Source organism: Blautia marasmi, assembly GCF_900258535.1.
Taxonomy (GTDB): Bacteria; Bacillota; Clostridia; order Lachnospirales; family Lachnospiraceae; genus Blautia; species Blautia hominis.
In genome coordinates this window covers 2,896,972-2,921,384 of record NZ_OIWX01000001.1, presented here as the reverse complement: position 1 = coordinate 2,921,384, position 24,413 = coordinate 2,896,972, and the positions used below count along the sequence as shown (strand labels likewise).

Below are 24,413 nucleotides of genomic sequence, written 5' to 3'. Positions count from 1 at the left end.
CCGGCAAAAAAGGCAAAAAAACTGCCGGACAGGGAACACATCCCTGCCCGGCAGTTATTTTTATATGGCTTACGCATTCAGCGGATATTTATCTGTCAATTCCTTCACGATCGCTTTTGCCTGCTCTTTCTTCTCAGGCTCTTTCACCATGATAGCAATGGCCTCAGCAATCTTATCCATATCTTCCGCGTTCATTCCTCTGGATGTCACTGCTGCTGTTCCCAGACGCACACCGCTTGTTACAAAGGGGGATTCCGGGTCATTTGGAATCGCATTTTTATTACAGGTGATGTTTGCCTCATCCAGCAGGTTCTCCATGGCTTTTCCGGTAACGCCCGTACCTCTCAGATCCACCAGCATCAGGTGGTTCTCCGTGGTACCGGATACAATGTTGATACCGCGTTTCAGAAGGCCGTCACACAGCGCTTTGGCGTTTTTCACAATGTTCTGCTGATACTCTCTATACTCCGGCTGCAGCGCCTCTTTTAAGCAGACTGCTTTTGCAGCCACCACATGCATCAGCGGACCGCCCTGGATTCCCGGGAACACAGCCTTGTTAAAGTTAAATTTCTTAGCGATCTCAGCACTGCACATAATCATACCGCCTCTTGGGCCTCTCAAAGTCTTATGTGTAGTGGTAGTGGTCACATGTGCATACGGAATGGGACTTGGATGTACGCCTGCTGCAACCAGACCGGCAATATGAGCAATATCTACCATCAGGTAAGCACCTGCCTCATCGGCAATCTCCCTGAATTTTTTAAAGTCAATAACCCTGCAGTAGGCGCTGGCACCGGCTACGATCAGCTTGGGTTTGGACTCCAGTGCAATTTTGCGGACTTCCTCGTAATCAATAACACCCTCATCATTTACTCCGTAAGGCACAATGTTGAAATACGCGCCGGAGAAGTTTGCCGGGCTTCCGTGTGAAAGGTGTCCGCCATGGGCCAGATTCATTCCCATTACAGTGTCACCGGGTTTCAGCATGGCAAAGAATACTGCCATATTAGCCTGTGCACCGGAATGGGGCTGTACATTCACATATTCACAATCAAACAGTTCTTTTGCACGTTCCACAGCGAGACGCTCCACCTCATCCACGCATTCGCAGCCGCCGTAGTAGCGTTTTCCCGGATATCCCTCCGCATATTTGTTTGTCAGCGGGCTTCCCATAGCAGCCATAACCGCTTTGCTTACCCAGTTTTCTGATGCGATCAGCTCGATGTGGGAGTTCTGACGCTCTACCTCATCGTTAATACACTTTGCTATTTCCGGATCTGTTGCCTGAATTTCTTCTAATGAATACATGTTTTCCAATCCTCACCTTTCTTATAATTAACCTTAGAGTCCGCTGTGCGGATACTTTACCGGTATTATCTTTCTTATGGAGATATTTGTTTTCCACCGAAAGACATTCGCCGTGTAAAAAAATGCCCAGAGCCGGAATCGAACCAGCGACACGAGGATTTTCAGTCCTCTGCTCTACCAACTGAGCTATCTGGGCATAAATGGGAATACGATACTATTACACCGTTTTCTCAAACAACACTGCAATATTATCATATTCCCTTTTATATTTCAATAGTTTTTTTCATTTTTTTACATTAATCTGGTAAAACAGCAAATTAGAACAATTACACTACGGTATTCCTGATACATCCAATGCCTTCAATACCACATTCCACCACATCCCCGGGATTCAGGAATCTTGGGGGTATCATACCCATTCCCACACCGGCAGGTGTTCCCATGGAAATGATGGTGCCTGGCTTCAACGTCATCCCGGCGGACAGTTCCGCGATCACATGGGGGATATCAAAGATAAACATATCTGTGCTGCTGTTCTGCCGCAGCACCTCATTGACTCTGCTCTTGATTGCCAGCTTAGGGGGCCTCGGAATATCATCCTCTGTGACAATAAACGGTCCCATGGGCGTAAATCCATCCAAACTCTTGCCAAAATACCACTGTTTATGCCGGGTCTGTACATTTCTGGCGCTCACATCATTTATGACGGTATAACCGAATACATAGTCAAATGCATCTTCCTTCTTTACATTCTTTGCCTCTCTGCCGATTATGACAGCCAGCTCCGCCTCATAATCCAGGCTGTCCACCAGTCCCGGATAAGAAGGAATGGTGCCGCCGTCAGGTGTTGCCTCGTTCACCCGCTTGGAAAAATACACCGCGTAAGGACGGTCCTGGTTAAACTCTTCTTTTTTAAAACGGCTTGATTCCACAGCATGGTCCATGAAATTCATACCCAGGCATATGACATCCTGCTTTGGGTGGGGAATGGGTGCACACTGGACAACATCCTCATAACACAAAAGTCTTTTATTCGGCTTTTCACAGGCATGTTCCAGGATCTCTCTCTGCTCCCGGGTCATATTTTCGATCAGATCATTCATATCCCTGAAGTGAAGCCCCAAATCTTCTATGGGAATAAAACGATGAAACGCAAAAGAACACATCATCCCCAGGCGCTCCTTATTGTCACCCTGAAGTTTATATGTAAGTAACTTCATGTTTTCTCCTCCTCATGCAAAACGCCTGTTAAATATTTCAGTACGTTACAACGCAAAATTTCGTTATAAATAATAGTATCACAGTTTTCCGGTGTTTTCCACTAAAATCTCATAAAATTTTATGTTATTTGCATAAAAATTATTACTTATTCCGGCAATTCTTTCTTAGAGAATTTTGATGAGAGGATGACAGATGACACAGTATTGCCAAATTTGCCAAGTTCTCTCAGAAGTCCCTCAAACTGTCCCGTATCTGGCACAAACACCTTCATGGTGGCCCCGTAAACGCCAATAGTGTGATACAGTTCAAGGACATAAGGGGAATCCTCACAGTATCTGGCCAATTTCTGCCAGCTGCTGCTGGGTATCTCCATGTTGATAAACGCTGCCATGCCCTTCTGTATCTTCCCTCTCTTGATGATCGTCCTGTATCCTTCAATGATCCCCTCTTCCTCCAGGCGCCGCACTCTCTCCGTCACCGCCGGGGAAGTGAGTCCCACCAGAGTTCCCAGCTCCTTCATGGAGATTCTGGCATTTCCCTGAAGAATATTCAGGATCTTTTTATCTGTACTGTCCATACGTCTCTGCCGCCTCCTGCCGATTGCAGCAATCCGGTATCTGAACGGTTACTGCCAATTCACTTTGTCCATTATAAATCTTTCCCCTGACCTTGTCCATCTATTTTCCCTATGACATAGCGGCGGTCTATTTTCTCTATGACAAAGCGGCGGTCTATTTTCCCTATGACAAAGCAACGGTTTTAATATTTTAAGAAAATGCGGAAAATTACTTTAATTATAAAAGTCATACACTCCATATACCTTTTTCCCTCCATGTTCTTTTCTATTTACGGCTGTTAAAATATAGACAGTAACAAAAAAACACTCTCAGGAGGTATTCATCATGGAAAACATCAATTTACCGATCACAGGAATCTGTTCCTTTGCCAAATATCCAATCTGTACTGACCTTGACACTCTGGATGCTGATATCGCCGTTCTCGGTGTCCCTTATGACCAGGGAGCTGCCTGGTACGGAGGCCAGCGGCTGGCGCCCAGGGCGATCCGCAATATCTCCACGGCTTATGCAAGAGGTGAAACAGGATTCTATGACCCTGAGGAGGATGCCTATCTCCTGGCTGCCCCCATCAGGGTAGCTGACTGCGGTGATGCGGATATGCTCCACGGTGACCGGGAATACTGCTTCTCTTCTATAGAAGAAAGTGTGCGCAGAATACTGAAACGCGGTGCAGCCCCAGCCATTATAGGTGGTGACCATTCCATCTCGATCCCTGTGGCAAGGGCTCTGGAGGAACTGGGAGAAACCATCAATATCGTCCAGTTTGATGCCCACCTGGACTTTGCCATGTCAAGGGGCCCTCAGAAATACGGGAACGGCAGCCCTGTCCGCAGGATGAGTGAAATGTCCCATATTGGCAATATCGTTCAGATCGGCATGCGCGGCCTGGGCAGCAGCTCCCGCGGGGACTGGGCAGACGCCAGAAGCGCAAATACTGTGACCACTGCAAAGGAGTTCCATCGTCTTGGCACAGAAAAAGTCCTGGAACAGATCCCTTCAGGAAAAACCTTTATCACCTTTGATATTGACGCGTATGACTTATCCCTCATGCCCGCCACAGCAGCCCCATCCCCCGGAGGCCTTCTTTATGACGAGACCTGTGAACTGCTGTCCGGAATTTGTGCTAAAACAGACGTCATCGGCTTCGATATGGTGGAAACCGCACCCTCTTACGACACCCCGGCCACTACAGGCTGTCGGCTGGCAGCGCTGACCATGCTGCACATTATGGGGCAGATGACGAAAAAAACACTGGCCTAATCTTCTTCCATTGATTATAATGGTTCAAAACGAACACATTACATTTCAGATTGGAGGAAATGCTTATGCTTCATTCCAGTTATTATCTTCAGCAGCTCAGAGACATTCTATATATTGCGCCTGTTGTGCTCATTGCCATTATGGGGCATGAATTTGCACACGGCTGGGTTTCAAACCGTCTGGGTGATCCGACTCCCCGTATGGATGGCCGTCTTACCCTGAACCCGCTGAAACATCTGGACCCCTTTGGCACCCTGTGCCTGATCTTTTTCAAAATGGGCTGGGCAAAACCTGTGAGGATCAATACGCGCTATTATAAGAACCGCAAATCGGGTATCATTATGGTTTCCCTGGCTGGGCCTTTCATGAATTTCATACTGGCCTTCCTTTCCCTGCTCCTTTTCGGCCTTCTCGGAAAATACGGCAGTGCTGCCTCCTCATCCGTTTCCGTATTTCTCCGGTCGTTTTACTATTCGGCAGTTATGAACATTGGCCTTGGGGTATTTAACCTGATTCCCATACCGCCTCTGGACGGCTCCAATGTCCTGGCCGAACTGTGGCCGGGCGTTTCCGCATTTTATCAGCGCATACGCCCCTACCGAACCTGGATTTTGGTCATTCTGCTGGCAAGCGGTGCTTTAAGCAGGACTCTCGGCACAGCCAATACCCATATTCTCAACTCTCTCTGGGGAATTGTAAACTTGCTTCTGAATCTCAATCCATATATCCCCAACACAGGCATATCCATATAACGGCAAACGGGGAGTCCGGCTTATGGGACTCCCCGTTCTTATCCTGTTTTTTTCCACGCTCCTGCATGTTACACGGTCACATTCCCGGTACACTCTTTCTTTTCCGGAAACAAATGTCCGAAGATCCATCTCACAAAGGGTCCCGCAAAAAATATCTGCCAGCAAAATGCCATGGGAAAGTTCATAACCGTTGTCTGGATCCATTTGGCTATTACCTGGGAATCCACTCCTTTAAAAAGAAGGGTGGCTATAAGGCTCATAAGAGGGCACATGATACACACAGTCATAGCAGATACGGCAAGGATCACTGCGGTCATCCGGTCCTCTCCCGGCGTCACAATGCGAAAAGCTAGTTTCTTTGCCAGCGGTCCCGCTATAAACATCTCCAGCAGAAATCCTGCGATCCCCATAACAGCCAGTTCCCCAAACGCCATGACAAACACCTCATTGGTAAGCCCGCCTCTGTCCAATGCTATGTTGTACACCACAAGAGCGTAAACCATCACCACCACCATGATGAGTGTAAAGATAATGTCCTGAAATTTTGTTTTCGGCATAATAAATCCTCCTTATTTCGGCAACAAAAAAAGGCACCAAGACCTATGACCCGTAACTTTCGCTGCGATTATGTCATACAATCTCACTACCATTTTCATCTAATACCGTTATTTAATTTTTACTATTAACCTATTTCATGAAATAAGAAAAGCGCGAGACGGGACTCGAACCCGCGGCCTCGACCTTGGCAAGGTCGCGCTCCACCAACTGAGCCACTCGCGCATAAGAGCGGGTGATGGGAATCGAACCCACATATCCAGCTTGGAAGGCTGGTGTTCTACCACTGAACTACACCCGCAGGTTATTCTGTTGTGTGTTTGTCCTTAAGACGTTATTTATAATATAATAAATTGTTCCAATTGTCAAGACATTTTTTACAATTTTTTTCAAAGGAAATTTGAACTTCTTTAAAATCTATGTTATGCTGTAATCATCAATGTGTGCTGAACGGAAAAAAATGCCGCCTGCCATGTATCCGCAGGTATATGAGATCATAACTTTTTTCAGCCGCAGAAAAACGGACAATACCACTGTCCTATCTTAATGAAAAGGAAGGATGTTGATTTTGAAAATACAAGAATCCGCAGAAAACTATTTGGAAACTATTCTCGTTATCGGAAAAAGAAAATCCCATGTGCGTTCCATAGACATTGCCAACGAACTGGAATTCTCAAAGCCCAGTGTAAGTGTTGCTATGAAAAATCTCAGAATCAACGGCTACATTGAAGTTGACTCAGAAGGCTTTATCACACTCACACCGGAAGGCCGGAAAATAGCGGAAAAAATATATGAACGCCACCAGCTCCTTTCCGGATGGCTGATCCGCCTGGGTGTTGATCCCAAAATAGCTGCTGAGGATGCCTGCCGTATGGAGCATGTGATAAGTGCTGAGAGCTTTGAGGCCATTAAAAAGCACACCCACGGAGCCAATAAGGAATAAACGCTTATACCCGAATCCTAAACCAATACGCATAAAAAATCACGGAATCCCGCTGAATGCTCTGCGGTTTCCCGTGATTTTTTTAGTTAGGCCAGACCTTTTTCCTCCAGCCAGTCTGCCAAAATGTGTTTTCCGGCCTTGATCTTCCTGGCCCTAAGCTGGAATTCTATCAGGGTCAGTAACGTAAACACCGCGCACAGGATGATCATAAACACCACTGCGCCCCGTATACTTTCCCCTCCCGAAATCGTACTTCTGAATGCCTCCACCGAATATGTGAAAGGCACCCACCCATGAAGATAAGGCACAAAGGAACCTGAGATCTCAAGAGGATAGGTTCCCACAGAACCCGCAAGCTGAACCACCATAAATACCAGCATCAGAAAGCTTCCCACCTTGCCGATGAAATTGGTAAAGAAATACATCACTGACATAAATGCCACACTGGCCAGACACGCAAATCCAATCGTTCTGCCCATTTCTGCCGGATTAAATCCGTCAAATACATGAAGAAGCAGTATCATGGCAACCGCCTGCAAAACAGCTATGGTGTAAAGTACTGAGGCCTTGCTGAGCCACCAGGAAAATCCTGATCTTAGCTTACCTTTATATTTTGTCAGCGGGTACATCAAACTGAACGCAATGCATCCCACCCAGAGTCCTACGCTCATCATATAGGGCGCCATTGCGTGCCCGTTATTCTCCACTGTGGTTATCATAGTCTCGCTGGTCTCAACCGGAGCAGCAAACATTTCCACGGTATCATCCGTGGACTTTGTATCTTTTACCTGCCTTGCTCCGTCCTGAAGACTGCTGCTGAGTGTCCGGGAACCATCGGCCGCCTGGCTGATGCCGTCCCCCAGCTCTGCACTGCCGTCCTTTAGTTTTCCGGCCCCTTCCCGGATTGCTCCGGCCCCCTCACTTAACTGGGAGGCTCCATCCAGCAATGTGCTGTTATTTGCCGTTAGTTCCCCGGTCCCGGAAACCAAAGAACCGGTGCCGTCCTTCAGCTCTGCTGCTCCATCTAAAAGCTGACCGCTTCCCCGGAGAAGTTCCTTAGCTCCGTCATCCAGCCGTGATGCTCCGTCCGCCAAAGTCCCGGCTCCCCGGTCCAGGCTGCCGGCTCCCTGATCTAATTGACTGATCCCAGCTTCCAATTCAGGTACCTTTCCCTGCAGTGCCCCGGCACCATCATTCACCTGGCCTGCACCTGCACTCACACCGGTGATTCCCTTCAGAAGACTGTCACTCCCGTACAAAAGCGGCTGCATAGCCTCTGTTCTGAACTGCTCACTTCCCGCTGCCGCCTGCCCGATTCCGGCCTTCAGAAGAGGAGACTTCTGATTCAGCTCATCCGTTCCTGCCTCCAGCTGCTCTGCGCCTGCCTTTGCCTGGCCTGCACCCTCACACAGCGCCAAAGCCCCGTTTTCCAGTGCTGCCATATTCCCCGTTACCGCCTTCACGCCGCCTGTATAAGCAGCTGTTTTGTCAGCAAGGGTCCGGCTGCTGTCCCGCAGTTTTCCAACCGCAGTTACCACCTGTTCCATAGCCTGCGCTTCCGTATCGGATGCCTGGCTGGTTTCCACAGTCGTCACGGTCTGTCCTTTCACCCTGTCTACTGCATTTAAAGCCTCATCCGCGGAAGCCGAGACAGCTTCCCCTGTTCCTCTCAAAGCTGTGCCGCTTTCCCTTAACAGAGCTGCCGCATTCTCCAGCCGGCTGTTGCTTTCATTTACTGCATTCTCATTTTCCTGTGCTGCCGCAACAGCCTGCTCAGCCGCCTGGGCAACCTGTTCTATATCTCCCGAAGCCACCGCAGCCTCAAGGGCTGCCGCCAGCCCATCCGAAGATACGGCATTGACACTGCCAATTCCATCCGCAGAGGTTTCCAGCTCCCCGGCTTTTCCCTGCAGTGCATCTGCCTGCCCATAGAGGATATCCAAAGCCTGCCTTGCCTCTGAGACATCCACATCCGTCTGAACCGTCGTCTCCTCCCCGGAGGCCTGTGTTCCGCTTCCGCCTGCTGTCAGCATGGTATAAAGCTGTTCCAGCCCCTGATTCAGCGCTAAAGCCCCATCTGCCAGTTGTTCCGAATTGGCTCCGCCTTCACCATTGACTGCCTCCATACCGGCTTTCACCTGTCCAATTCCGGCTTTCAGATTTCCACTTCCGGTTTCCAGGTCTTTTGTCCCCTGGACAAGAGCCTCTGCCCCAACATGGATCTGTTCTGCCGCATCCGGCAGTGTATCCGTACTCTCTCTGAGCACTTCCAGCCCTCTGCAAAGCTCTGCCATAGCTGCATCCGCATTGGATACCCCTACTTTCAATGACGTACCTCCTGCTTCAAGCTGTACCGCTCCGTCCGCCAGTGCACCTGTCCCCTGGGCAAGCTGATCCACACCCGCTTTCAATGCAGGCACCTTTCCATCCAATTCCGAAAGTCCTGTATGCAGTGCCCCGGCGCCGTCTTTCAGTTCCCGGGCCCCGGATACCAGGGTGCCAGTCCCGTCAGAAAGTTCGCTGACCCCTGACTTTGCCGCCGTCACACCATCCTTCAGTTGGGCTGCCCCCGAATCCAGCTGTCCGGCACCGCTGTTTACTGTGCTGACGCCGTCCACATAAGTTTTCAGCCCCACACGCAGCGTCTCACTCCCTTCCCGGAACGTAAGCGAGCTGTCCGCCAAAGTCTCAAGATTATCCGTTATGGTCCGGTTCCCCTCAGAGACCTTATCCATACCCGCCTTCAAATCCCCGGACCCGTCGGCTGCCACCTGCATTCCATCTCCAACCTCAGCGATTTGGTCAAACACAGCCTGCGTATAAGTCTTGGTCACTTCCTCCGCTACACTGTTTTTCACCTTCTCCATAGCTGTCTCACTCATCTTAGACGCAATATAATTCGTTCCAGGATTCGTCTGATAAGCAAGCTCCATTTTCTCAGGTTTTTCATCCATCACCGTAGCAGCATTGGCAGAAAAATCCTCAGGGATCGTGATCACCATATAATACGTCCCATTCCTCAGTCCTCTCTCAGCCGTCTCTGCATCCACAAAATTGAAACAAAGCGACTCCTCATCCCTGAGCTTCTCTGTCAGCTCCTTCCCCACATTCAATTCCCTATCATTATAGGAAACTGCTCTGTCCTCATTCACCACCGCCACCGGCAGCTTATCCAGATTTCCATAAGGATCCCACATAGACCCCAAAAAAAGCGTCGTATAAATCGTAGGAATCAAAACAATCGCCACAACCACCACCAAAAGCAGCTTATTGCGGACCAGTCCCTTCCATTCCTTTCTCAACAAATCACATTCCCCTTTCTATCACCATGATTTCCAACACGCCCTCTACCATTCTATGCCCCATCCTCATTTTAGCATGTTACTGTCACTCCATTCTCAACAGCAAGCCCCGCCATACACAATTCCGCCCCTTCAGATATATCCGCCTCTCACCCAGCAAAATACAGCCCATCATCCATAGCACCTGCCAACTCAGACTTCCCCTTCCCCCCGCCTCATAGCACAACATCCCATAACCCGTGACTTATAACATACTCCAATTCCATTAATAGATACCGTGTTGATTTTTAAAGCAACCTGTATTATACTAAAATCACCCCACCCCCACAACCATCAATCCCCCCTCACCCTATCCATTACTAGACACACCCACCCCCATATGTAGCATTTTATACTTTTTTAACATTTCCCCACACTATACAACCACAAAATCCCTCAATCTTCACCCGCTCACCCACGCACCATACAACCATGTAGCCCACAAGCTTCACCCACTTACCACCTGCACTATACAACCACGTAATCCCACAAGCTTCACCCACCCGCACCATACAACCACGTAATCCCACAAGCTTCACCCACCCGCACCATACAACCAGGTACCCCCACAAGCTTCACTCACTACCGCACTATACAACCAGGTGAAGTCGCAGCGGCAGGGTCGGGAGGGCAGGGTGTCAGGTGAGGGATGTTTTAGTGGAGCGCCAGGGAGATCCACCTGCCCCAGTCGCTTACTGAGGAAGCCGTTGCTGACGAAGTTAGCGAATGGGAGCAGGTTAGCTCCCTGGCAGCGGAACGCTTCCCTCACCTGACACCCTGCCCTCCCGGCCCTGCCGCTGCGACTTCACCGTCCCCCCCTATCACGAAAGGAGCCCCCATGCCCAAAAAACCCGACCGCCGTGTCCGCAAAACCAAATCCCACCTCCGCGCCGGCCTCTCCAAACTCATGCAGCACAAAAGCATCAAAGAAATAACCGTAAAAGAACTGGTAGAAGAAGTAGACATCAACCGTTCCACCTTCTATCTCCACTACACTGACATCTACAACCTGCTGGAAACCATAGAGAACGAACTCCAGGAAGAAATCCTGAAAATCATCCAGGAACACCCTGTCAGCCCCTTCAACGAGGCCAGCTTCCCCTTTATAGAGGACATCTTCCTAATCCTCTGGGAAAACAAAGACATCTGCAGTGCCCTTTTAGGCCCCAACGGCGACATGTCCTTTGTCAGCCGCATAGAGAGCATTATATCCGAGCACAGCCTGAAGGTCCTAAAAGCCACCTTCCCGGAAAACATGGACAGCCTGAAATACTCCTATTCCTTCTGTCTGACAGGATGTATCGGCCTGATCAAAACCTGGCTGGACTCAGACACCGGGGAATCCCCCCAGCATATGGCTGATCTGACCTTCCGTCTCATCATGAACGCATTAAAAGATATCTACCCTAAACCGTAAGCGATTCTAAACTCCGGTCCTTTACAGACAACAAAAAGCCCGGGATACCGAATCCTATCAGATGCCTCATGCACTACCATCTGCATGATACATCCATATAGAACCCGGCATCCCAGGCTTTCTCAAAACAGCTCCACACCTTTACCGAACCAGCCTGCCGGCCTATACCCGCTGACTGCCTTCCGCAATCTGTGCTTCACACGCTAATAACTTTCCCTTGCACTCTTGGCAAACCAATCTTCCCTGAGCGTCACATAAAGTTCTACATTAGTAGCGTCCACATAAGGCTTCACATAGAAAATCCCGGCGATCCCGCATGTAACCGCACCCACAATCAGCCATCCAATAAAAGAAAGATCCAGGAAAAAAGCTTCCCACTTCTGTCCATACATCATCTCTTTACTGATTCGCAGTGCTTCCCTGTAATCAATATCCGGCTGCTCCGCCAGTATATACGGGACCATACGGTAGGCATAACTCATCACGATTCCCGGAATCACAAAAAGCAGCGTCCACAGAGCCACAAACAGATTCTTCATGAACATGACCAGCACGGAATTTCCATAAAAACCGCTTTGGAAACCAAACAGCAGTTTAGAAACAGGCGCCTTATAATCCCTGTTTTCCACATAAAATCTGCAGGCTCCCACCAACAACATCTGGAATAGGAAAACATCGAGAAGAATCACAGCCAGTGAAACAGCACCTGAGCTGAACGCATTTCCTCCCCAGTTAAAAAATGAATGGTCCCAGTCAAAACTTAAATGAAGCCCTGAAAATTCCAAAAACGAACCGGATGCCCCATCACTGTCATAATTACGCCCGTACTTAGCCGCCACCAAAGAAGCTATCAAGGACACCAATACTGCAGGCCCGTAATTTCTCAGAAAATTGGCTTTTCCGTTCATTTTAAGTTCCATTCTGTTCCACATATTATCATCCCCCATTCTCCGGAATCAGTGAAAATACCGGATACTTTTTTCACTGTTCCATATTACCATACTTTCATGGAGAATGATACTTCTTTACTGTATTTTCTACCTGGGTAATACTCCCTACCCCCTCCGTGGCCCCCATTTTCTGCACTGCCAGCGCGCCGCAGGCATTTGCATACGCTGCCGCTGTATGCAGATCCATTTCCTTCGCCAGTGCATACACAAACCCTGCCGCAAAACAGTCACCCGCCCCTGTTGTATCCACGCACCGGACTCCGGGAACCGCCGGGCTTTCAAAAAACATTTCCCTGTTCTTCACAAAGCAGCCCTTATCCCCGCATTTGATCACCACATTGCCCACACCACAGTCCAGAAATACATCCGCAATTTCATGCAGCTCTCTCTTTCCGGTAACCAGCACTGCCTCCTCATAATTGGGGAAAAGGAAATCCACAAAGGACAGTGCCTCCCGTATATCTTCAGCTGTCTCCCCGTTTTTTCTCTTGGTCATATCCGCGCAGACCGTTATCCCCTGTGCTTTGGCTCCGGAAAACAGACGGGCCATATCTTTGCTGCCAAGCCTGGGAAAGACAAAGATACTGGCAAAACTAAGTATTTTCACATTCTGAAGAAAATCCCCCTCCAGATGTTCCCCGGAAAGTGTGCGCAAAGTTCCATGAGGGTTGGTCAGAAAACACCGCTCCCCGTTTTCCTTCACCAGCACCACATTGATGCCTGTATCCACGCCGGGTTCTGTCCTGGCAAACTCAAGTCCAATCTCCCATTTGCGGCAATGGCCTCTGATGATCTCTGCAGCCGGGTCCTCACCGAGCACGGTAAGAAGCCGGACCTCCTCTCCCAGCTTTGCCAGAACAGTGGCTTCATTCAGCGCGTCCCCGCCTGTCCTCATGGTAATAGCATCCGCCGGACTTGAGCCGGTCTGAAAAACACCCTCATCTGCCGGCCCTGCCAGGACATCCAATATGGCGGCACCCACAACTAAAATTTTTCCATCCATCTTCGCACTCCTTTGCTTTCCCCTGACACGCCTCATTCCGTATCCCCTAACCGTTTTCTTCCCCCGCGGTTCTCTTCCCTCACTGTTGTCTTCCCCGCAGTTCTCTTCCCTCACTGTTCTCTTCACACGCAGTTCTCTTCCCCGCAGTTCTCTTCACACGCAGTTCTCTTCCCACGCAGTTCTCTTCCCACGCTGTTCTCTTCCTGTAACCCCTTGACCACTCTGTCAGCCACGTGCGGCCCCGGCTCTGTCAGGTTCTATCTGCCGCCTCCCGGAACTTTGCAAATAAATCCTTAAACTTCTGCCGGTCCCTTAAAAAGTCAAACTCTTCCCCTTTTTCTATCTCCTTTAGCATCCCGTTACGCATTCTCTCAAATACTTCCTTCTGCTGTCCGTTATCTGCGCCCTGTTCTGCCAGCTTATCATACAATCTGCTTTTCCCCAGATCCCATGGTTTCCCCATAGATTCCAGCATCCCCTCCAGCTGTTCCAAGGTTCGATCCGCATCCTTTTCAGCCACCGCAGCCGAATAATCCGCCACATACTTTCCGTATTCCCACAGATCCAGCAGTTCCACCACATCTCTGTGTTTTCCCCCATAATATTCCACCCCCTCATAGCAACCCTGCTCCTTACAGATTTCCATAAGGACGATCAGGCAATTCTGTACATCTCCTGCTGCCTGGAGAAGCTTTCTCTGGGTCAGCTTCACTGCCTCCTCTGTTTTACCCTGTTTTCTGTAAAGGAGGGTAAGCATGGGCCTTTTATCCACGCCCAGGTCAGGGATCTCCGCCAGCAGTTCCTCTGCCTTGTCGTATTCCTCCATCTGGATGTAATCACCTACCAGCATATTCAGGGCGCTGCCTCTGATTCCCCAATCGGCTTCTTTGTCTCTGGCAACTCTTTCAAATAATTCCCTTATCTCCTCCTCATACCCCGCCTTATCCTCTTCCGCCGTAGGAAACATAAGAAGGGCACCTTTCAGAAACCCGGCGAGATTGTAGATCAGCTTATAACTGTTGGGATACTCCTTGATCTTCTGCACCGCCAATTCATGTCCCGGCTTATACCCGCTCTCTTTCAGCACTGCAAAAATGCGGCTGCAAAAATGATTGATCTCCTCGTCGGTCAGCTCCTCCTCAAAAGACAGCAGTGTGTTTAAATCCACCTTCAAAAGCCTTGCAAGAGGCGGAAGCAGCATAATATCAGGATAGCTCACTCCCTTTTCCCATTTGTTGACAGCCGGTGCTGATATCCCCAGATACTCTGCAGCCTGTTCCTGGGTCAGCTTCAATTCTTTTCTTCTCGTTCTGATAATCTCATTGATCTTCATAACATTGTCCTCCATATTCAAGACGGACAGCCGGCGCCAGCCCCCGCTCTGCTTTTTCGTTTCCAAGGCAAAGTTCTTTGCTATGTTCATTATAACAGATGCGCATTCCCTGCACTATTGAATCCTTTTTAATTTTCAGTCAATAATTTTAACCATAAGTCAAATTACAAACTGCCCTCTTCCCGGCATCCCTTTCCTTATTATGCCGGTCATAATTTTACCATTGTTGAAACCAGCGGAGCGTGCTATAATCTAAGTTGCAGGATACCTGCATAAAATAGTCCAATTTAAGGAGGTTTTTACTATGTTAGACAAAAAAGTATCTGAACTGCTGAACACGCAGATTAACAAAGAATTCTACTCCGCCTATCTATATCTGGATTTTGCCAATTATTATAAAGACCAGGGACTTGACGGTTTTGCCAACTGGTACAACGTACAGGCCCAGGAGGAACGTGACCATGCCATGCTCTTCATCCAGTATCTGCAGAATAACAGTGAACAGATATCGCTGGAATCCATAGCCAAGCCGGACAAGGTATTTGACGCCTTTGACCAGCCTCTCCATGCAAGCCTGGAGCACGAGCGCTATGTGACCAGCCTGATCCATAACATTTACGATGCTGCATACACGGTAAAGGATTTCCGTACCATGCAGTTTTTGGACTGGTTTGTTAAAGAACAGGGGGAAGAGGAGAAGAACGCAGAGGATCTGATCCGCAAATTTGATCTCTTCGGACACGACTCCAAAAGCCTCTATATGCTGGATTCCGAACTGGCAGCCAGAGTATACGCTGCCCCTTCCCTGGTACTCTGATATGAGCGGGGAAAAATATCTGTGCCCTTGTTTCAAGGTCACAAAAAAGGATATCAAGGAAGCCATAAAAGATGGAGCCTCCTCATTTAAAGAAGTGCGTAAAATGACCAAAGCCGGAAAAGGCTGCGGCCACTGTGAATGCAAAGTGAAAAAATACGCAAAAAAGCAGTTAAAAAAACACGCATCATGAATTTTGACGCAAAGATGCCTGCGGGATCACAATACAACGTGTTGTGACCACCCCGCAGGCATTTTTTATTCCTACCAGATTCCAAGTATTTTCTGCATGACCAGACTCACACCCGTAATCCCGCCCCAGCAGCAGGCCCCCATGAAAATCGGCTTCCCGCCTGTCTTTATAAGCTTCACCACATTGGTATTCAGCCCGATAGCCCCCATTGCCATGACAATGAAAAACTTGCTCAGGGTCTTCAGTGGACTAAAGATTCCCGCCGGGACTCCAAGGCTCACCGCAGCGGTCGTAATAATAGAAGCCCCCACAAAATACAGGATAAAGAAGGGGAAAATCTTCTTGAACTCAACCTTATTCCCCTCCTCCTTAGCATTCTTTGCCCTTACAAATGCCAGTACCAGGGTAATGGGAATGATCGCCAGGGTCCTGGTCAGTTTCACGGTCACGGCCTTGTCAAGAGTGGCTGACCCCAGATGATAAAGTGAATCCCAAGTGGAGGCAGCAGCGGTTACAGAGGATGTATCATTGACAGCCGTCCCCGCAAAAATCCCGAACGCCTCCCCGCTGTGAGTGTCAAATCCGATCAAAGCTCCGAAAGCCGGAAACAAGATTGCTGCCAGAATATTGAACAGAAAGATAACAGAGATAGCCTGAGCCACCTCCTCGTCATCCGCATCAATGACCGGTGCCGTAGCTGCAATGGCGGAACCGCCGCAGATGGAGGAACCGACCCCCACCAAAGTAGATATTTTACCCGGGATCCGCATAACCCGGTGCAATACATAAGCGATCACCAGTGACGTAGTGATCGTTGCTACAATAATGGGAAGGGACTGCTTCCCCGTCTGCAGGATAACGGATAGGTTCAGACCGAATCCCAGAAGGATCACTGCATACTGCAGAACCTTTTTAGAAGTAAATGTGATGCCCTGCTGTACGCCCGATTTATCCTTCAGAAGAAGTGTGACTGCCATACCCAGAAGAATGGCAAAAACCGGTCCGCCGATCACCGGCAGCGCTTTTCCCAAAAACCAGCTGGGCAGTGCGATGACAAGACAGAGCAGAAGACCTTTCCAGTTCTTTTTCAAAAAATCCATAGTGCTTTTCCCCTTTTCTTATTTGCTTTTCCTGGTATATCTTACCATGGATCTACAATAAAGAAAAATTATTTATATTTATTTTTCCATAAATATATTTTATAATATATCCTATACAGGAGGATAAGGATATGCAGGATTTCCGCATGGAAACTTTTTTAACCGTATGTGAAGAATTGAATTATACACGCGCTGCCCAGAAGCTGGGGCTGACACAGCCCGCCGTCTCACAGCACATCCATTTTCTGGAGCAGTTCTACAATACACGCCTGTTCACTGTGCAGGGCCGGAAATTATATTTGACAGAAGCCGGTAAGCTTCTCCACGCTTCTGCCCAGACCATGAAAAATGATGAGGCTCATCTCCGCCGCAGGCTCTTCGATGTACAGCAGCCCAAAAGGGAATACCACTTCGGCGCAACCCTCACAGTAGCTGAATACATCCTCCCGGAGAAAATAAAAAATATCCTGAGGGAGGACCCAGACTGCCGTATGAAGATCACCGTCCAGAATACAAGGGAACTGCTGCGCCAGATTGACACGGGCGAAATTGACTTTGCCGTAGTGGAAGGCTCCTTCCCCAAGGAGGAGTATGATTTTCTCCCCTACAGCAAAGAACCGTATATTGCTGTATGTTCCCCCGGCTTTCCCCTGCCCCAATGCCCCTGTGTCCTGGAAGACCTGCTTTCCTATACCCTGATCACCCGTGAAAAAGGCTCAGGCACCAGAGATATCCTGGAATCCATCCTTGCCCAGCAGAATCTGAAGCTTGCCGACTTTTCCCGCGTGGTGGAATACGGCAGCATCGGCGCCATCAAACGGCTGACCGCCGCCGGATGCGGCATTACCTTTCTATACAAAAAGGCCGCGGAACACGAGCTCCGCAGCCGGAAATTAAAAGAGATCAAATTACAGGAATTCCACCTGCTCCATGGACTTAATTTTGTCTTCCGCAAAGATACCATTTTCAGGGAAGAATACGCTGAACTCTATTCCCTCCTGAAATGACACTGCCCGGATCAAAGACACGCCTACGCCGCATCTGCTGATTCCATTCCCCCGGTGATCCGCTCTATGGCGCAGCAGACCTTCTCAAACAAAAAGTCAAACACCAGGCCGTATACAACGCCGAACAGGTTGTTTATAAGCCTCAGCGCCATGGAACCTGCCATGCCGAACATTCCCATAGCCATGGTAAGGGCTCCGAAGGAGTTAAACACAGTCTGCCACAGATAGGTAGCGGAAAATCCCACGCCAATGCCGCCCAGCATTCCGATACAGCCGTAAAAGCTCTCCGGTATCACAGCACAGAGACCGAAAAACAGAACACAGCCGATCAAATTTCCCGGAAAACGGTATTTAAACCGGTTGAGCAAATCCCTGCGAAACGGCTGGATAATGGACATCATGGCAAATCCTGCCCACATGACCCTGGGCAGATGCAGAAGCTGTGCAAAGAACATGCCTGACGATATGCCGAGGGCCATGCGCAGCTGCCATTTGGTCCTGGCCGATGAAAATGCAAACTCCCGCAGCAGATCCCCCAGTCCCCTCTTATACCGGATCCCCCTGTGGTTTCTGTAAAAGACCAGGACAGTCAGCAGCGCACCCAGAGCCAGTGCAAGGACGCGCATGAGATAATCCCTGCCTGACACATCATTTCCCTGAAGGAGCAGATAGCCCAGAACCCAGGTGGCGTGATTGGCCATGATGATGTTATGGCACCCCAGTGTAAGGATCAGAAGTAAAAAGACAAAATTCAGAAAAAAGCCCCACCCCGGTGACACCATATTGGTCAGCTTAGGTCCCACTGCCAGAATGGCAAATAAAACAGCGATAACTCCATTTCCATGGGAAGCCCTGATTCCCAGATCCGCTGACCTGAAAACCATCACGGTAAGCAGCACTACCACGCCGGCCACGCTGTTGCTCTCCCCGAAGATCCCGGTATAAGCCGTGACAAATACCATACAAAAAGCAAGCGTCAGAAACACTTTAAAAATATAGATGAGAAGATGCCTTCCCCTCTCTCTGTTGTCCTTACTGTTCTTGATCAGCGCCTTGGAACCGGCCTGATTTAACTGCAATTCCTGATAAATACTCAAATGATCCACTCCCTGAATAACTATTTTTTACTACTGCTGTATCTGTTGTGTTTCCCCTGCATGATGATTGGCCACACGTATCAGCTCCATAAGCCGGCCAAACGTCTCCTCCCCGGCCTTGCGCCTCATGGAATACAGAGGTTCCAAATAATACTGGTACGTGCGTTCCAGCTCCTCCTGCCCTTTATGGGTAATGTACAGAAAATAGCTGCGATGGTCTTCCGTACAAGCCTCTTTCCCCAAAAATTCTTTTCTGCACAGGCTCTCCACCAAACGGCTGACCACCGGCTTGCTGATTCCCATACCCGCGCAGAGCATGTGGGATGTGAGCTTCTCCTTTGAGAGTGCCACGCGGGAGAGCAGGTCCAGTTCCTGGGCAGAGGAAATCCCGCCTTTTTTTGCCCTTCTTACATGCAGGCTGCAGAAATGCCTGATATCCTGCATACTCTCCATCATTTCTATCCAATCATATTCCATTGCTTTTCTCCCATATATGCGTTCGTAATTTCCCCGGTACGGTCCTTTTTAGTTTACTTTATCAACTATTAAGGTATACTACACCAATTAGTTCATTTTGTCAACTACTTTCACATGCTTTTTACAACGTCACCTGCATATCCTTAAACTCTTTTGGTGATATTCCATACTCTTTCTTGAAAGCACGGTAAAAACTGGAATAATCACCAAACCCAAACATGGGATATACCTGACTGATCCCCACATCCCCCAGTATGGCGTCCCTGCAGGCTGCCAGACGTTTTTTTGTGATATACTGGTGAATAGACAAGCCCGTACTGTCTTTAAAGATATGCGCAATATGATATTTACTCACAAAAAACTGTTTTGCCAGATTCTCCAGTGACAGATCACCATCCAGGTTTTCTTCTATATAATCAGCCAGGCCCTGATACAGGTTCAGTTCCTCTCTCTCACTTTTCGGATAATTCTGTTCGTGCACGATCCTGTTCAGGTGGAGGATCAGGTCATTGACACACAGGGAGATTTTAGCTTCCCTTCCGAACCGTTTGGAACGCATTTCATCAATAAGTCCAAAAACCTTAGACTGAATGGTATTAAAGATCACCACATCGGTGTGAAAGATATAATTCTTTGTCACCTTCACATGCTGCATGAGATAGGCATAATCCGAAGAGATCTCCATCAGGCTGTTACAGTATTCCTCTGTGATCCAGAACACAAACCGTCTGTACGGATTCTCCTGGTTCCTGATAACCGCATGGTGCTGCGCCCTGGGCGGTATCAGCACAACGTCCCCGGGCCTCATGGGATATTCTTTCTCTTCTATTATCATGGTCACATTGCCCTCCAGGAAAAAATAGAACTCATAATAGCTGTGCGCATGGTTTTTTACCTGAGATAAGTAAAAATCACTGTAATAATAAATTTCAAAATCCTGGGAAAGCATATACTGTCTGGTACTGAATGCGGTCTGCAGATTTTTTTTCAAAGCTTTCACCTCCGTTATTTTTAACAGATTACCACGAAACCGCAACTTTTGCAATGTAAACAACAAATCAGTCAATTGGATTTTTTCCCGGTATGGCTATAATAATAGATAACAAGTAAATGAATCCCAAGCGGAAAAGAGAAAGGATACGAAAAACTATGGAAATGACATTAAGATGGTATGGTTCTAAATTTGACACAGTCACTCTGAAACAGATTCGTCAGATTCCCGGTGTAACAGGGGTTATCACTACCCTTTACGATACACAGCCAGGTGAGGTCTGGAGCAGAGAACGCATCGCTGCCCTGAAAGAAGAGGTCGCTGCATCAGGACTTCACATTTCCGGTATCGAGAGCGTAAACATCCATGACGCCATCAAGACCGGCTCCCCGGAAAGAGACATGTACATTGACAACTATATCGAAACTCTGGAAAACCTGGGAAAAGAAGACATACATCTGGTATGCTACAACTTCATGCCTGTATTTGACTGGACCAGAACAGAACTGGCACGTGTAAGACCGGACGGTTCCACAGTTCTTGCATACACACAGGAAGCGGTTGATGCCCTTGACCCGGAAAACATGTTTGAATCCATCGCAGGCGACACCAACGGCACGATCATGCCGGGCTGGGAGCCGGAACGTATGGCTAAGATCAAAGAGCTGTTCGACATGTACAAAGACATTGACGACGAAAAATTATTTGAAAACCTGAAATACTTCCTGGAGCGCATCATGCCTGTCTGCAACAAATACGACATCAACATGGCGATCCATCCGGATGATCCTGCATGGAGCGTATTCGGCCTTCCGCGCATCATCATCAACAAAGCCAACATCCTCCGCATGATGGCAATGGTGGATGACCCGCACAACGGCGTTACCTTCTGCTCCGGCTCCTATGGCACCAACCTGGAAAATGACCTGCCGGATATGATCCGTTCCTTAAAAGGCAGGATCCATTTTGCTCATGTGCGCAACCTGAAATTCAACTCACCTACTGATTTTGAGGAGGCAGCCCACCTCTCCACAGACGGAACCTTTGATATGTACGAGATCATGAAAGCTCTCTATGATATCGGATTTGAAGGACCTGTGCGCCCAGACCACGGCCGCATGATCTGGGATGAAGTGGCAATGCCCGGATATGGCCTCTACGACAGGGCACTTGGCGCAACATACTTAAATGGTCTTTGGGAAGCAATCGTGAAAGGAGCAAGATAGTCATGCAGGTAAATGAACAGGGATTAAAAAATAAAGAACAGTGGGAAAGCAAAGGCTACTCCCTTCCGGGATTTGACCGAGCAGCCGTGACTGAGAAAACCAGAGAAAATCCGTTCTGGGTACACTTCGGCGCAGGCAACATCTTCCGTGCGTTCCAGGCAAACGTAGTACAGGACCTTTTAAACAAAGGTGTTCTGGACCGCGGTCTGGTCGTTGCAGAGGGATTTGACTATGAAATCGTGGAAAAAATGAACCGCCCCCATGACGGCTACAGCATCCTGGTCACCTTGAAAGCAAACGGCTCTGTGGAAAAAACCGTTGTGGGCAGTGTAGTGGAGTCCCTCACCGTTGACTCTGAAAATGATGCAGACTTCAACCGTCTGCGTGAGATCTTCAAAAAAGATTCTCTGCAGATGGCCAGCTTCACCATCACAGAAAAAGGCTACAGCCTTGTAAACGGCAAAGGTGAGATGCTCCCCTCTGTTGTGGCGGATATGGAAAAAGGTCCGGAAAAACCGGAAAGCTACATCGGCAAGGTGGTAAGCCTTCTGTACACCAGATTCCAGGCAGGAGAAAAGCCGATCGCCATGGTGAGCATGGACAACTGCTCCCACAACGGCAGCAAGCTCCACGACGCAGTCTATGCATTTGCAAAAAAATGGTCTGAGACAGGCCTGACAGATAAATCTTTTGTGGATTATATTGAAAACCCGGCAAAGGTTTCCTTCCCCTGGTCCATGATCGACAAGATCACCCCAAGACCGGACCCGTCTGTGGAAGAGATCTTGAAAAAGGATGGCGTAGAAGAATTAGAGCCGGTTGTAACCTCCAAAAACACATACGTGGCTCCCTTCGTAAACGCTGAGGAATGCCAGTACCTGGTCATCGAGGACGCATTCCCCAACGGAAGACCTGAGCTGGAAAAAGGCGGCCTGATCTTCACCACCCGTGAAACTGTGGATAAAGTGGAAAAAATGAAGGTCTGCACCTGTTTAAATCCCCTCCACACTGCACTTGCCGTATTCGGCTGCATCCTGGGCTATGACCTGATCTCCAAAGAGATGAAGGACGAGACCCTGAAAAGGCTTGTGGAAGGCATCGGCTATGTGGAAGGTCTGCCGGTTGTTATCAACCCCGGCATTCTGGACCCGAAAGAGTTCATTGACACAGTATTAGGCGTTCGTATCCCCAATCCGTTCATGCCGGATACTCCGCAGCGTATCGCTACCGATACTTCCCAGAAGCTGGCGATCCGTTTTGGCGAAACCATCAAGGCTTATCAGGCATCCCCTGAGCTTAACGTATCCGACTTAAAGCTGATCCCTCTTGTATTCGCAGGATGGCTCCGCTACCTGATGGGTGTGGATGACAACGGCAATACCTTTGAATTAAGCCCGGACCCGCTTCTTGACACTGTCCGCCCATACGTTGCAGACGTAAAACTGGGCGAGCCTGTGGACGCAGAAAAACTGCTGAAACCGGTTCTGGAAAACGAAAAGATCTTCGGTGTGAACCTCTATGAGGCCGGCATGGCTGACACTGTATGCGGCTACTTTACACAGATGACAGCCGGTACAGGCGCTGTCCGCAGCACACTGGAAAAATACGTCTGATCTCCCGTCATACCCTCTGGGGCCGCACGGCTCCTCCGCTCCTGCGGCCCCTCAAAAGGCGGCGCCATATGGTTCAAACCATACGGCGCCGCCTGTATTTTTATCCTTTAGTATACATCTGCTCCAAAAGGCATCAGAGCCAGCTTCGCTATTTTAAAATGCTGCATGCCAAAGGGAATTCCCACAATGGTAATACAGAGTAAAATGCCAATGACCAGGGACTCCAGAGCCAGGGGGATCCCCGTCACGATCATCCAAATGACATTTAGGAGCAGAGAGCCTGCCCCTCCGCCGTACTGCACTTCTTTTCCAAAAGGAAAGAAGGCAAGCGCCGCGAATTTAAAGCACTGCAGCCCTACAGGGATCCCAACGATCGTGATACACCATAAAAGCCCTGCCAGGCACCAGCTCAATCCGCTGATACAGCCGCCGAATACAAACCAAAGCACATTACCAAGACATCCCATAACTTTACCTCCTATCTATCCTATTCATCTAACAAGTCTCTTAATTCTTCAAGGATCACCCGCACCCGCATGATCGCGTCATCCACCTGCTCTCTGGCATCATTGATCTTTCTCTGCACCAGATAGTCTGACACAGGCCCGTCAAAAAAGAAGTCGGCAAACGTAAGGAAGGAGCTGATATCCATTCGCAGATCTAAGGGAACCTGAACATCTCTTAACTCTCTCTGGAACACAAGAAGCTGTCTCTTTGCTTCCTCCATATAGCCTGTGGCATCTGACATCTTTGAGTGTTTTACCCAGTCTGTAAAAAAACCGCCGCCCAGCATATCGAAAATCCCCCAGTTCTTTGCTCCCTGAAGCCTCTCTTTTGCATTCTCCAGACAATACAGGGCTTTCTCACCTGCCGCTGCTGCTTCCTCAATTTCTCTTCTTCTCACTACGTCTCTCATCTTTCTTTTCCTCCATTTTTTCAGCCAGCTTTTCTGCGGCGGATATCTGGAAGGTGTTTGCTAATAGATGGAACTAAAAAAAGACCTCTATTATGACATCCGCCACAATAAAAGTCTTGCTATCTCATTTGATACGGACACCTCTCGGTATCGGTTGACGATTTCAAACCCGTTCATCTCTGAACGTTCAGCTACTCCCTTTCGATTGCTTGAATAGAATATAGCACAGAGCGCCGGAGTTGTCAATACATTAATGAAAAAACATCGAAGCTGTGGGACAGCTTGCGTAACAGTTCATACAGGTCTGCGCATTTACTG

The 24,413-nt window shown here is 48.8% G+C and carries 23 protein-coding genes and 3 tRNA genes; 9 read left to right on the top strand and 17 right to left on the bottom strand.

Annotated features, from left to right (window positions below; all coding sequences use genetic code 11):
* Positions 1-69 precede the first annotated feature (69 nt).
* From glyA to C6P39_RS12630, 4 genes are all read right to left on the bottom strand, one after another.
* The gene (gene glyA / locus C6P39_RS12645) at positions 70-1,308 is read right to left on the bottom strand and encodes a serine hydroxymethyltransferase (RefSeq protein WP_104804008.1); all 1,239 of its coding nucleotides are present in this window, start codon (positions 1,306-1,308) and stop codon (positions 70-72) included.
* A gap of 123 nt (positions 1,309-1,431) precedes the next feature.
* Positions 1,432-1,504 (bottom strand) — tRNA-Phe (locus C6P39_RS12640).
* 130 nt (positions 1,505-1,634) lie between these two features.
* Positions 1,635-2,528, bottom strand: a complete 894-nt coding sequence (locus tag C6P39_RS12635; RefSeq protein WP_104804007.1) for a fumarylacetoacetate hydrolase family protein — start codon at positions 2,526-2,528, stop codon at positions 1,635-1,637.
* A 146-nt stretch (positions 2,529-2,674) separates the two neighbouring features.
* Positions 2,675-3,106 carry an Lrp/AsnC family transcriptional regulator gene (locus C6P39_RS12630; RefSeq protein ID WP_095175981.1) on the bottom strand — a complete coding sequence of 144 codons (432 nt, stop codon included), beginning with the start codon at positions 3,104-3,106 and terminating at the stop codon, positions 2,675-2,677.
* 325 nt (positions 3,107-3,431) lie between these two features.
* Between C6P39_RS12630 and C6P39_RS12625 the strand changes: the two genes are divergently transcribed.
* Both C6P39_RS12625 and C6P39_RS12620 read left to right on the top strand, forming a co-directional pair.
* Positions 3,432-4,367, top strand: a complete 936-nt coding sequence (locus C6P39_RS12625) for an agmatinase (protein ID WP_104804006.1) — start codon at positions 3,432-3,434, stop codon at positions 4,365-4,367.
* Between the two features lie 65 nt (positions 4,368-4,432).
* The gene (locus tag C6P39_RS12620) at positions 4,433-5,119 is read left to right on the top strand and encodes a site-2 protease family protein (RefSeq protein WP_104804005.1); all 687 of its coding nucleotides are present in this window, start codon (positions 4,433-4,435) and stop codon (positions 5,117-5,119) included.
* A 68-nt stretch (positions 5,120-5,187) separates the two neighbouring features.
* On the opposite strand, the gene C6P39_RS12615 is transcribed toward C6P39_RS12620, so the two are convergent.
* The 3 genes from C6P39_RS12615 to C6P39_RS12605 all read right to left on the bottom strand — a co-directional run bounded on the left by C6P39_RS12615 (position 5,188) and on the right by C6P39_RS12605 (position 5,975).
* Positions 5,188-5,676: a DUF2798 domain-containing protein gene (locus tag C6P39_RS12615; protein WP_095175984.1), complete on the bottom strand. Its 489-nt coding sequence runs from the start codon at positions 5,674-5,676 to the stop codon at positions 5,188-5,190.
* A 150-nt stretch (positions 5,677-5,826) separates the two neighbouring features.
* Positions 5,827-5,899 (bottom strand) — tRNA-Gly (locus C6P39_RS12610).
* Between the two features lie 5 nt (positions 5,900-5,904).
* Positions 5,905-5,975: transfer RNA gene (locus C6P39_RS12605), tRNA-Gly, on the bottom strand.
* A gap of 267 nt (positions 5,976-6,242) precedes the next feature.
* Between C6P39_RS12605 and C6P39_RS12600 the strand changes: the two genes are divergently transcribed.
* The gene (locus tag C6P39_RS12600) at positions 6,243-6,617 is read left to right on the top strand and encodes a metal-dependent transcriptional regulator (protein WP_095176060.1); all 375 of its coding nucleotides are present in this window, start codon (positions 6,243-6,245) and stop codon (positions 6,615-6,617) included.
* Between the two features lie 86 nt (positions 6,618-6,703).
* On the opposite strand, the gene C6P39_RS12595 is transcribed toward C6P39_RS12600, so the two are convergent.
* Positions 6,704-9,922, bottom strand: a complete 3,219-nt coding sequence (locus tag C6P39_RS12595) for a YhgE/Pip family protein (protein ID WP_104804004.1) — start codon at positions 9,920-9,922, stop codon at positions 6,704-6,706.
* Positions 9,923-10,796: 874 nt separating this feature from the next.
* Between C6P39_RS12595 and C6P39_RS12590 the strand changes: the two genes are divergently transcribed.
* Positions 10,797-11,375 carry a TetR-like C-terminal domain-containing protein gene (locus C6P39_RS12590; RefSeq protein WP_065543325.1) on the top strand — a complete coding sequence of 193 codons (579 nt, stop codon included), beginning with the start codon at positions 10,797-10,799 and terminating at the stop codon, positions 11,373-11,375.
* A 203-nt stretch (positions 11,376-11,578) separates the two neighbouring features.
* Here the strand turns inward: C6P39_RS12590 and C6P39_RS12585 are convergent, their stop codons facing one another.
* The 3 genes from C6P39_RS12585 to C6P39_RS12575 all read right to left on the bottom strand — a co-directional run bounded on the left by C6P39_RS12585 (position 11,579) and on the right by C6P39_RS12575 (position 14,661).
* Positions 11,579-12,307 (bottom strand): DUF975 family protein, encoded by a 729-nt coding sequence (locus C6P39_RS12585; protein WP_242987034.1) that lies wholly within the window; start codon positions 12,305-12,307, stop codon positions 11,579-11,581.
* 73 nt (positions 12,308-12,380) lie between these two features.
* Positions 12,381-13,454: a carbohydrate kinase family protein gene (locus tag C6P39_RS12580; RefSeq protein ID WP_242987033.1), complete on the bottom strand. Its 1,074-nt coding sequence runs from the start codon at positions 13,452-13,454 to the stop codon at positions 12,381-12,383.
* A gap of 124 nt (positions 13,455-13,578) precedes the next feature.
* Positions 13,579-14,661 (bottom strand): helix-turn-helix domain-containing protein, encoded by a 1,083-nt coding sequence (locus C6P39_RS12575; protein ID WP_158661555.1) that lies wholly within the window; start codon positions 14,659-14,661, stop codon positions 13,579-13,581.
* Positions 14,662-14,965: 304 nt separating this feature from the next.
* On the opposite strand from C6P39_RS12575, the gene C6P39_RS12570 reads away from it, so the two are divergent.
* On the top strand, positions 14,966-15,478 hold the full coding sequence (locus C6P39_RS12570) for a ferritin (RefSeq protein ID WP_104804001.1): 513 nt from the start codon (positions 14,966-14,968) through the stop codon (positions 15,476-15,478).
* A 1-nt stretch (position 15,479) separates the two neighbouring features.
* On the top strand, positions 15,480-15,668 hold the full coding sequence (locus C6P39_RS28485) for a (2Fe-2S)-binding protein (RefSeq protein WP_095175990.1): 189 nt from the start codon (positions 15,480-15,482) through the stop codon (positions 15,666-15,668).
* Between the two features lie 71 nt (positions 15,669-15,739).
* Here C6P39_RS28485 and C6P39_RS12560 read toward each other — a convergent pair whose 3' ends face one another.
* Positions 15,740-16,768 (bottom strand): YeiH family protein, encoded by a 1,029-nt coding sequence (locus C6P39_RS12560; protein WP_104804000.1) that lies wholly within the window; start codon positions 16,766-16,768, stop codon positions 15,740-15,742.
* 131 nt (positions 16,769-16,899) lie between these two features.
* On the opposite strand from C6P39_RS12560, the gene C6P39_RS12555 reads away from it, so the two are divergent.
* Positions 16,900-17,775 carry a LysR substrate-binding domain-containing protein gene (locus tag C6P39_RS12555; RefSeq protein ID WP_104803999.1) on the top strand — a complete coding sequence of 292 codons (876 nt, stop codon included), beginning with the start codon at positions 16,900-16,902 and terminating at the stop codon, positions 17,773-17,775.
* A 23-nt stretch (positions 17,776-17,798) separates the two neighbouring features.
* Here C6P39_RS12555 and C6P39_RS12550 read toward each other — a convergent pair whose 3' ends face one another.
* The 3 genes from C6P39_RS12550 to C6P39_RS12540 all read right to left on the bottom strand — a co-directional run bounded on the left by C6P39_RS12550 (position 17,799) and on the right by C6P39_RS12540 (position 20,340).
* Positions 17,799-18,872, bottom strand: a complete 1,074-nt coding sequence (locus tag C6P39_RS12550; protein ID WP_095175993.1) for an FUSC family protein — start codon at positions 18,870-18,872, stop codon at positions 17,799-17,801.
* Positions 18,873-18,902: 30 nt separating this feature from the next.
* Positions 18,903-19,349 (bottom strand): MarR family winged helix-turn-helix transcriptional regulator, encoded by a 447-nt coding sequence (locus C6P39_RS12545; RefSeq protein WP_095175994.1) that lies wholly within the window; start codon positions 19,347-19,349, stop codon positions 18,903-18,905.
* A 121-nt stretch (positions 19,350-19,470) separates the two neighbouring features.
* Positions 19,471-20,340, bottom strand: coding sequence for a helix-turn-helix domain-containing protein (locus C6P39_RS12540; protein WP_095175995.1), 870 nt, complete (start codon positions 20,338-20,340; stop codon positions 19,471-19,473).
* A gap of 158 nt (positions 20,341-20,498) precedes the next feature.
* On the opposite strand from C6P39_RS12540, the gene uxuA reads away from it, so the two are divergent.
* Positions 20,499-21,566 carry a mannonate dehydratase gene (gene uxuA, locus C6P39_RS12535; protein ID WP_018595261.1) on the top strand — a complete coding sequence of 356 codons (1,068 nt, stop codon included), beginning with the start codon at positions 20,499-20,501 and terminating at the stop codon, positions 21,564-21,566.
* A 2-nt stretch (positions 21,567-21,568) separates the two neighbouring features.
* Positions 21,569-23,179: a mannitol dehydrogenase family protein gene (locus tag C6P39_RS12530; protein ID WP_104803998.1), complete on the top strand. Its 1,611-nt coding sequence runs from the start codon at positions 21,569-21,571 to the stop codon at positions 23,177-23,179.
* 107 nt (positions 23,180-23,286) lie between these two features.
* On the opposite strand, the gene C6P39_RS12525 is transcribed toward C6P39_RS12530, so the two are convergent.
* Together C6P39_RS12525 and C6P39_RS12520 are read right to left on the bottom strand one after the other, a co-directional pair.
* Positions 23,287-23,646, bottom strand: coding sequence for a YccF domain-containing protein (locus tag C6P39_RS12525; RefSeq protein WP_095175997.1), 360 nt, complete (start codon positions 23,644-23,646; stop codon positions 23,287-23,289).
* A 20-nt stretch (positions 23,647-23,666) separates the two neighbouring features.
* Positions 23,667-24,095, bottom strand: a complete 429-nt coding sequence (locus C6P39_RS12520; protein ID WP_104803997.1) for a hypothetical protein — start codon at positions 24,093-24,095, stop codon at positions 23,667-23,669.
* Between the last annotated feature and the right edge of the window lie 318 nt (positions 24,096-24,413).

Coding starts and splice junctions, on each gene's coding strand:
- glyA (WP_104804008.1), bottom strand. CDS start 1,308: ATGTATTCATTAGAAGAAATTCAGGCAACAGATCCGGAAATAGCAAAG.
- C6P39_RS12635 (WP_104804007.1), bottom strand. CDS start 2,528: ATGAAGTTACTTACATATAAACTTCAGGGTGACAATAAGGAGCGCCTG.
- C6P39_RS12630 (WP_095175981.1), bottom strand. CDS start 3,106: ATGGACAGTACAGATAAAAAGATCCTGAATATTCTTCAGGGAAATGCC.
- C6P39_RS12625 (WP_104804006.1), top strand. CDS start 3,432: ATGGAAAACATCAATTTACCGATCACAGGAATCTGTTCCTTTGCCAAA.
- C6P39_RS12620 (WP_104804005.1), top strand. CDS start 4,433: ATGCTTCATTCCAGTTATTATCTTCAGCAGCTCAGAGACATTCTATAT.
- C6P39_RS12615 (WP_095175984.1), bottom strand. CDS start 5,676: ATGCCGAAAACAAAATTTCAGGACATTATCTTTACACTCATCATGGTG.
- C6P39_RS12590 (WP_065543325.1), top strand. CDS start 10,797: ATGCCCAAAAAACCCGACCGCCGTGTCCGCAAAACCAAATCCCACCTC.
- C6P39_RS12585 (WP_242987034.1), bottom strand. CDS start 12,307: ATGTGGAACAGAATGGAACTTAAAATGAACGGAAAAGCCAATTTTCTG.
- C6P39_RS12575 (WP_158661555.1), bottom strand. CDS start 14,661: ATGAAGATCAATGAGATTATCAGAACGAGAAGAAAAGAATTGAAGCTG.
- C6P39_RS12570 (WP_104804001.1), top strand. CDS start 14,966: ATGTTAGACAAAAAAGTATCTGAACTGCTGAACACGCAGATTAACAAA.
- C6P39_RS28485 (WP_095175990.1), top strand. CDS start 15,480: ATGAGCGGGGAAAAATATCTGTGCCCTTGTTTCAAGGTCACAAAAAAG.
- C6P39_RS12560 (WP_104804000.1), bottom strand. CDS start 16,768: ATGGATTTTTTGAAAAAGAACTGGAAAGGTCTTCTGCTCTGTCTTGTC.
- C6P39_RS12555 (WP_104803999.1), top strand. CDS start 16,900: ATGCAGGATTTCCGCATGGAAACTTTTTTAACCGTATGTGAAGAATTG.
- C6P39_RS12545 (WP_095175994.1), bottom strand. CDS start 19,349: ATGGAATATGATTGGATAGAAATGATGGAGAGTATGCAGGATATCAGG.
- uxuA (WP_018595261.1), top strand. CDS start 20,499: ATGGAAATGACATTAAGATGGTATGGTTCTAAATTTGACACAGTCACT.
- C6P39_RS12530 (WP_104803998.1), top strand. CDS start 21,569: ATGCAGGTAAATGAACAGGGATTAAAAAATAAAGAACAGTGGGAAAGC.
- C6P39_RS12525 (WP_095175997.1), bottom strand. CDS start 23,646: ATGGGATGTCTTGGTAATGTGCTTTGGTTTGTATTCGGCGGCTGTATC.
- C6P39_RS12520 (WP_104803997.1), bottom strand. CDS start 24,095: ATGAGAGACGTAGTGAGAAGAAGAGAAATTGAGGAAGCAGCAGCGGCA.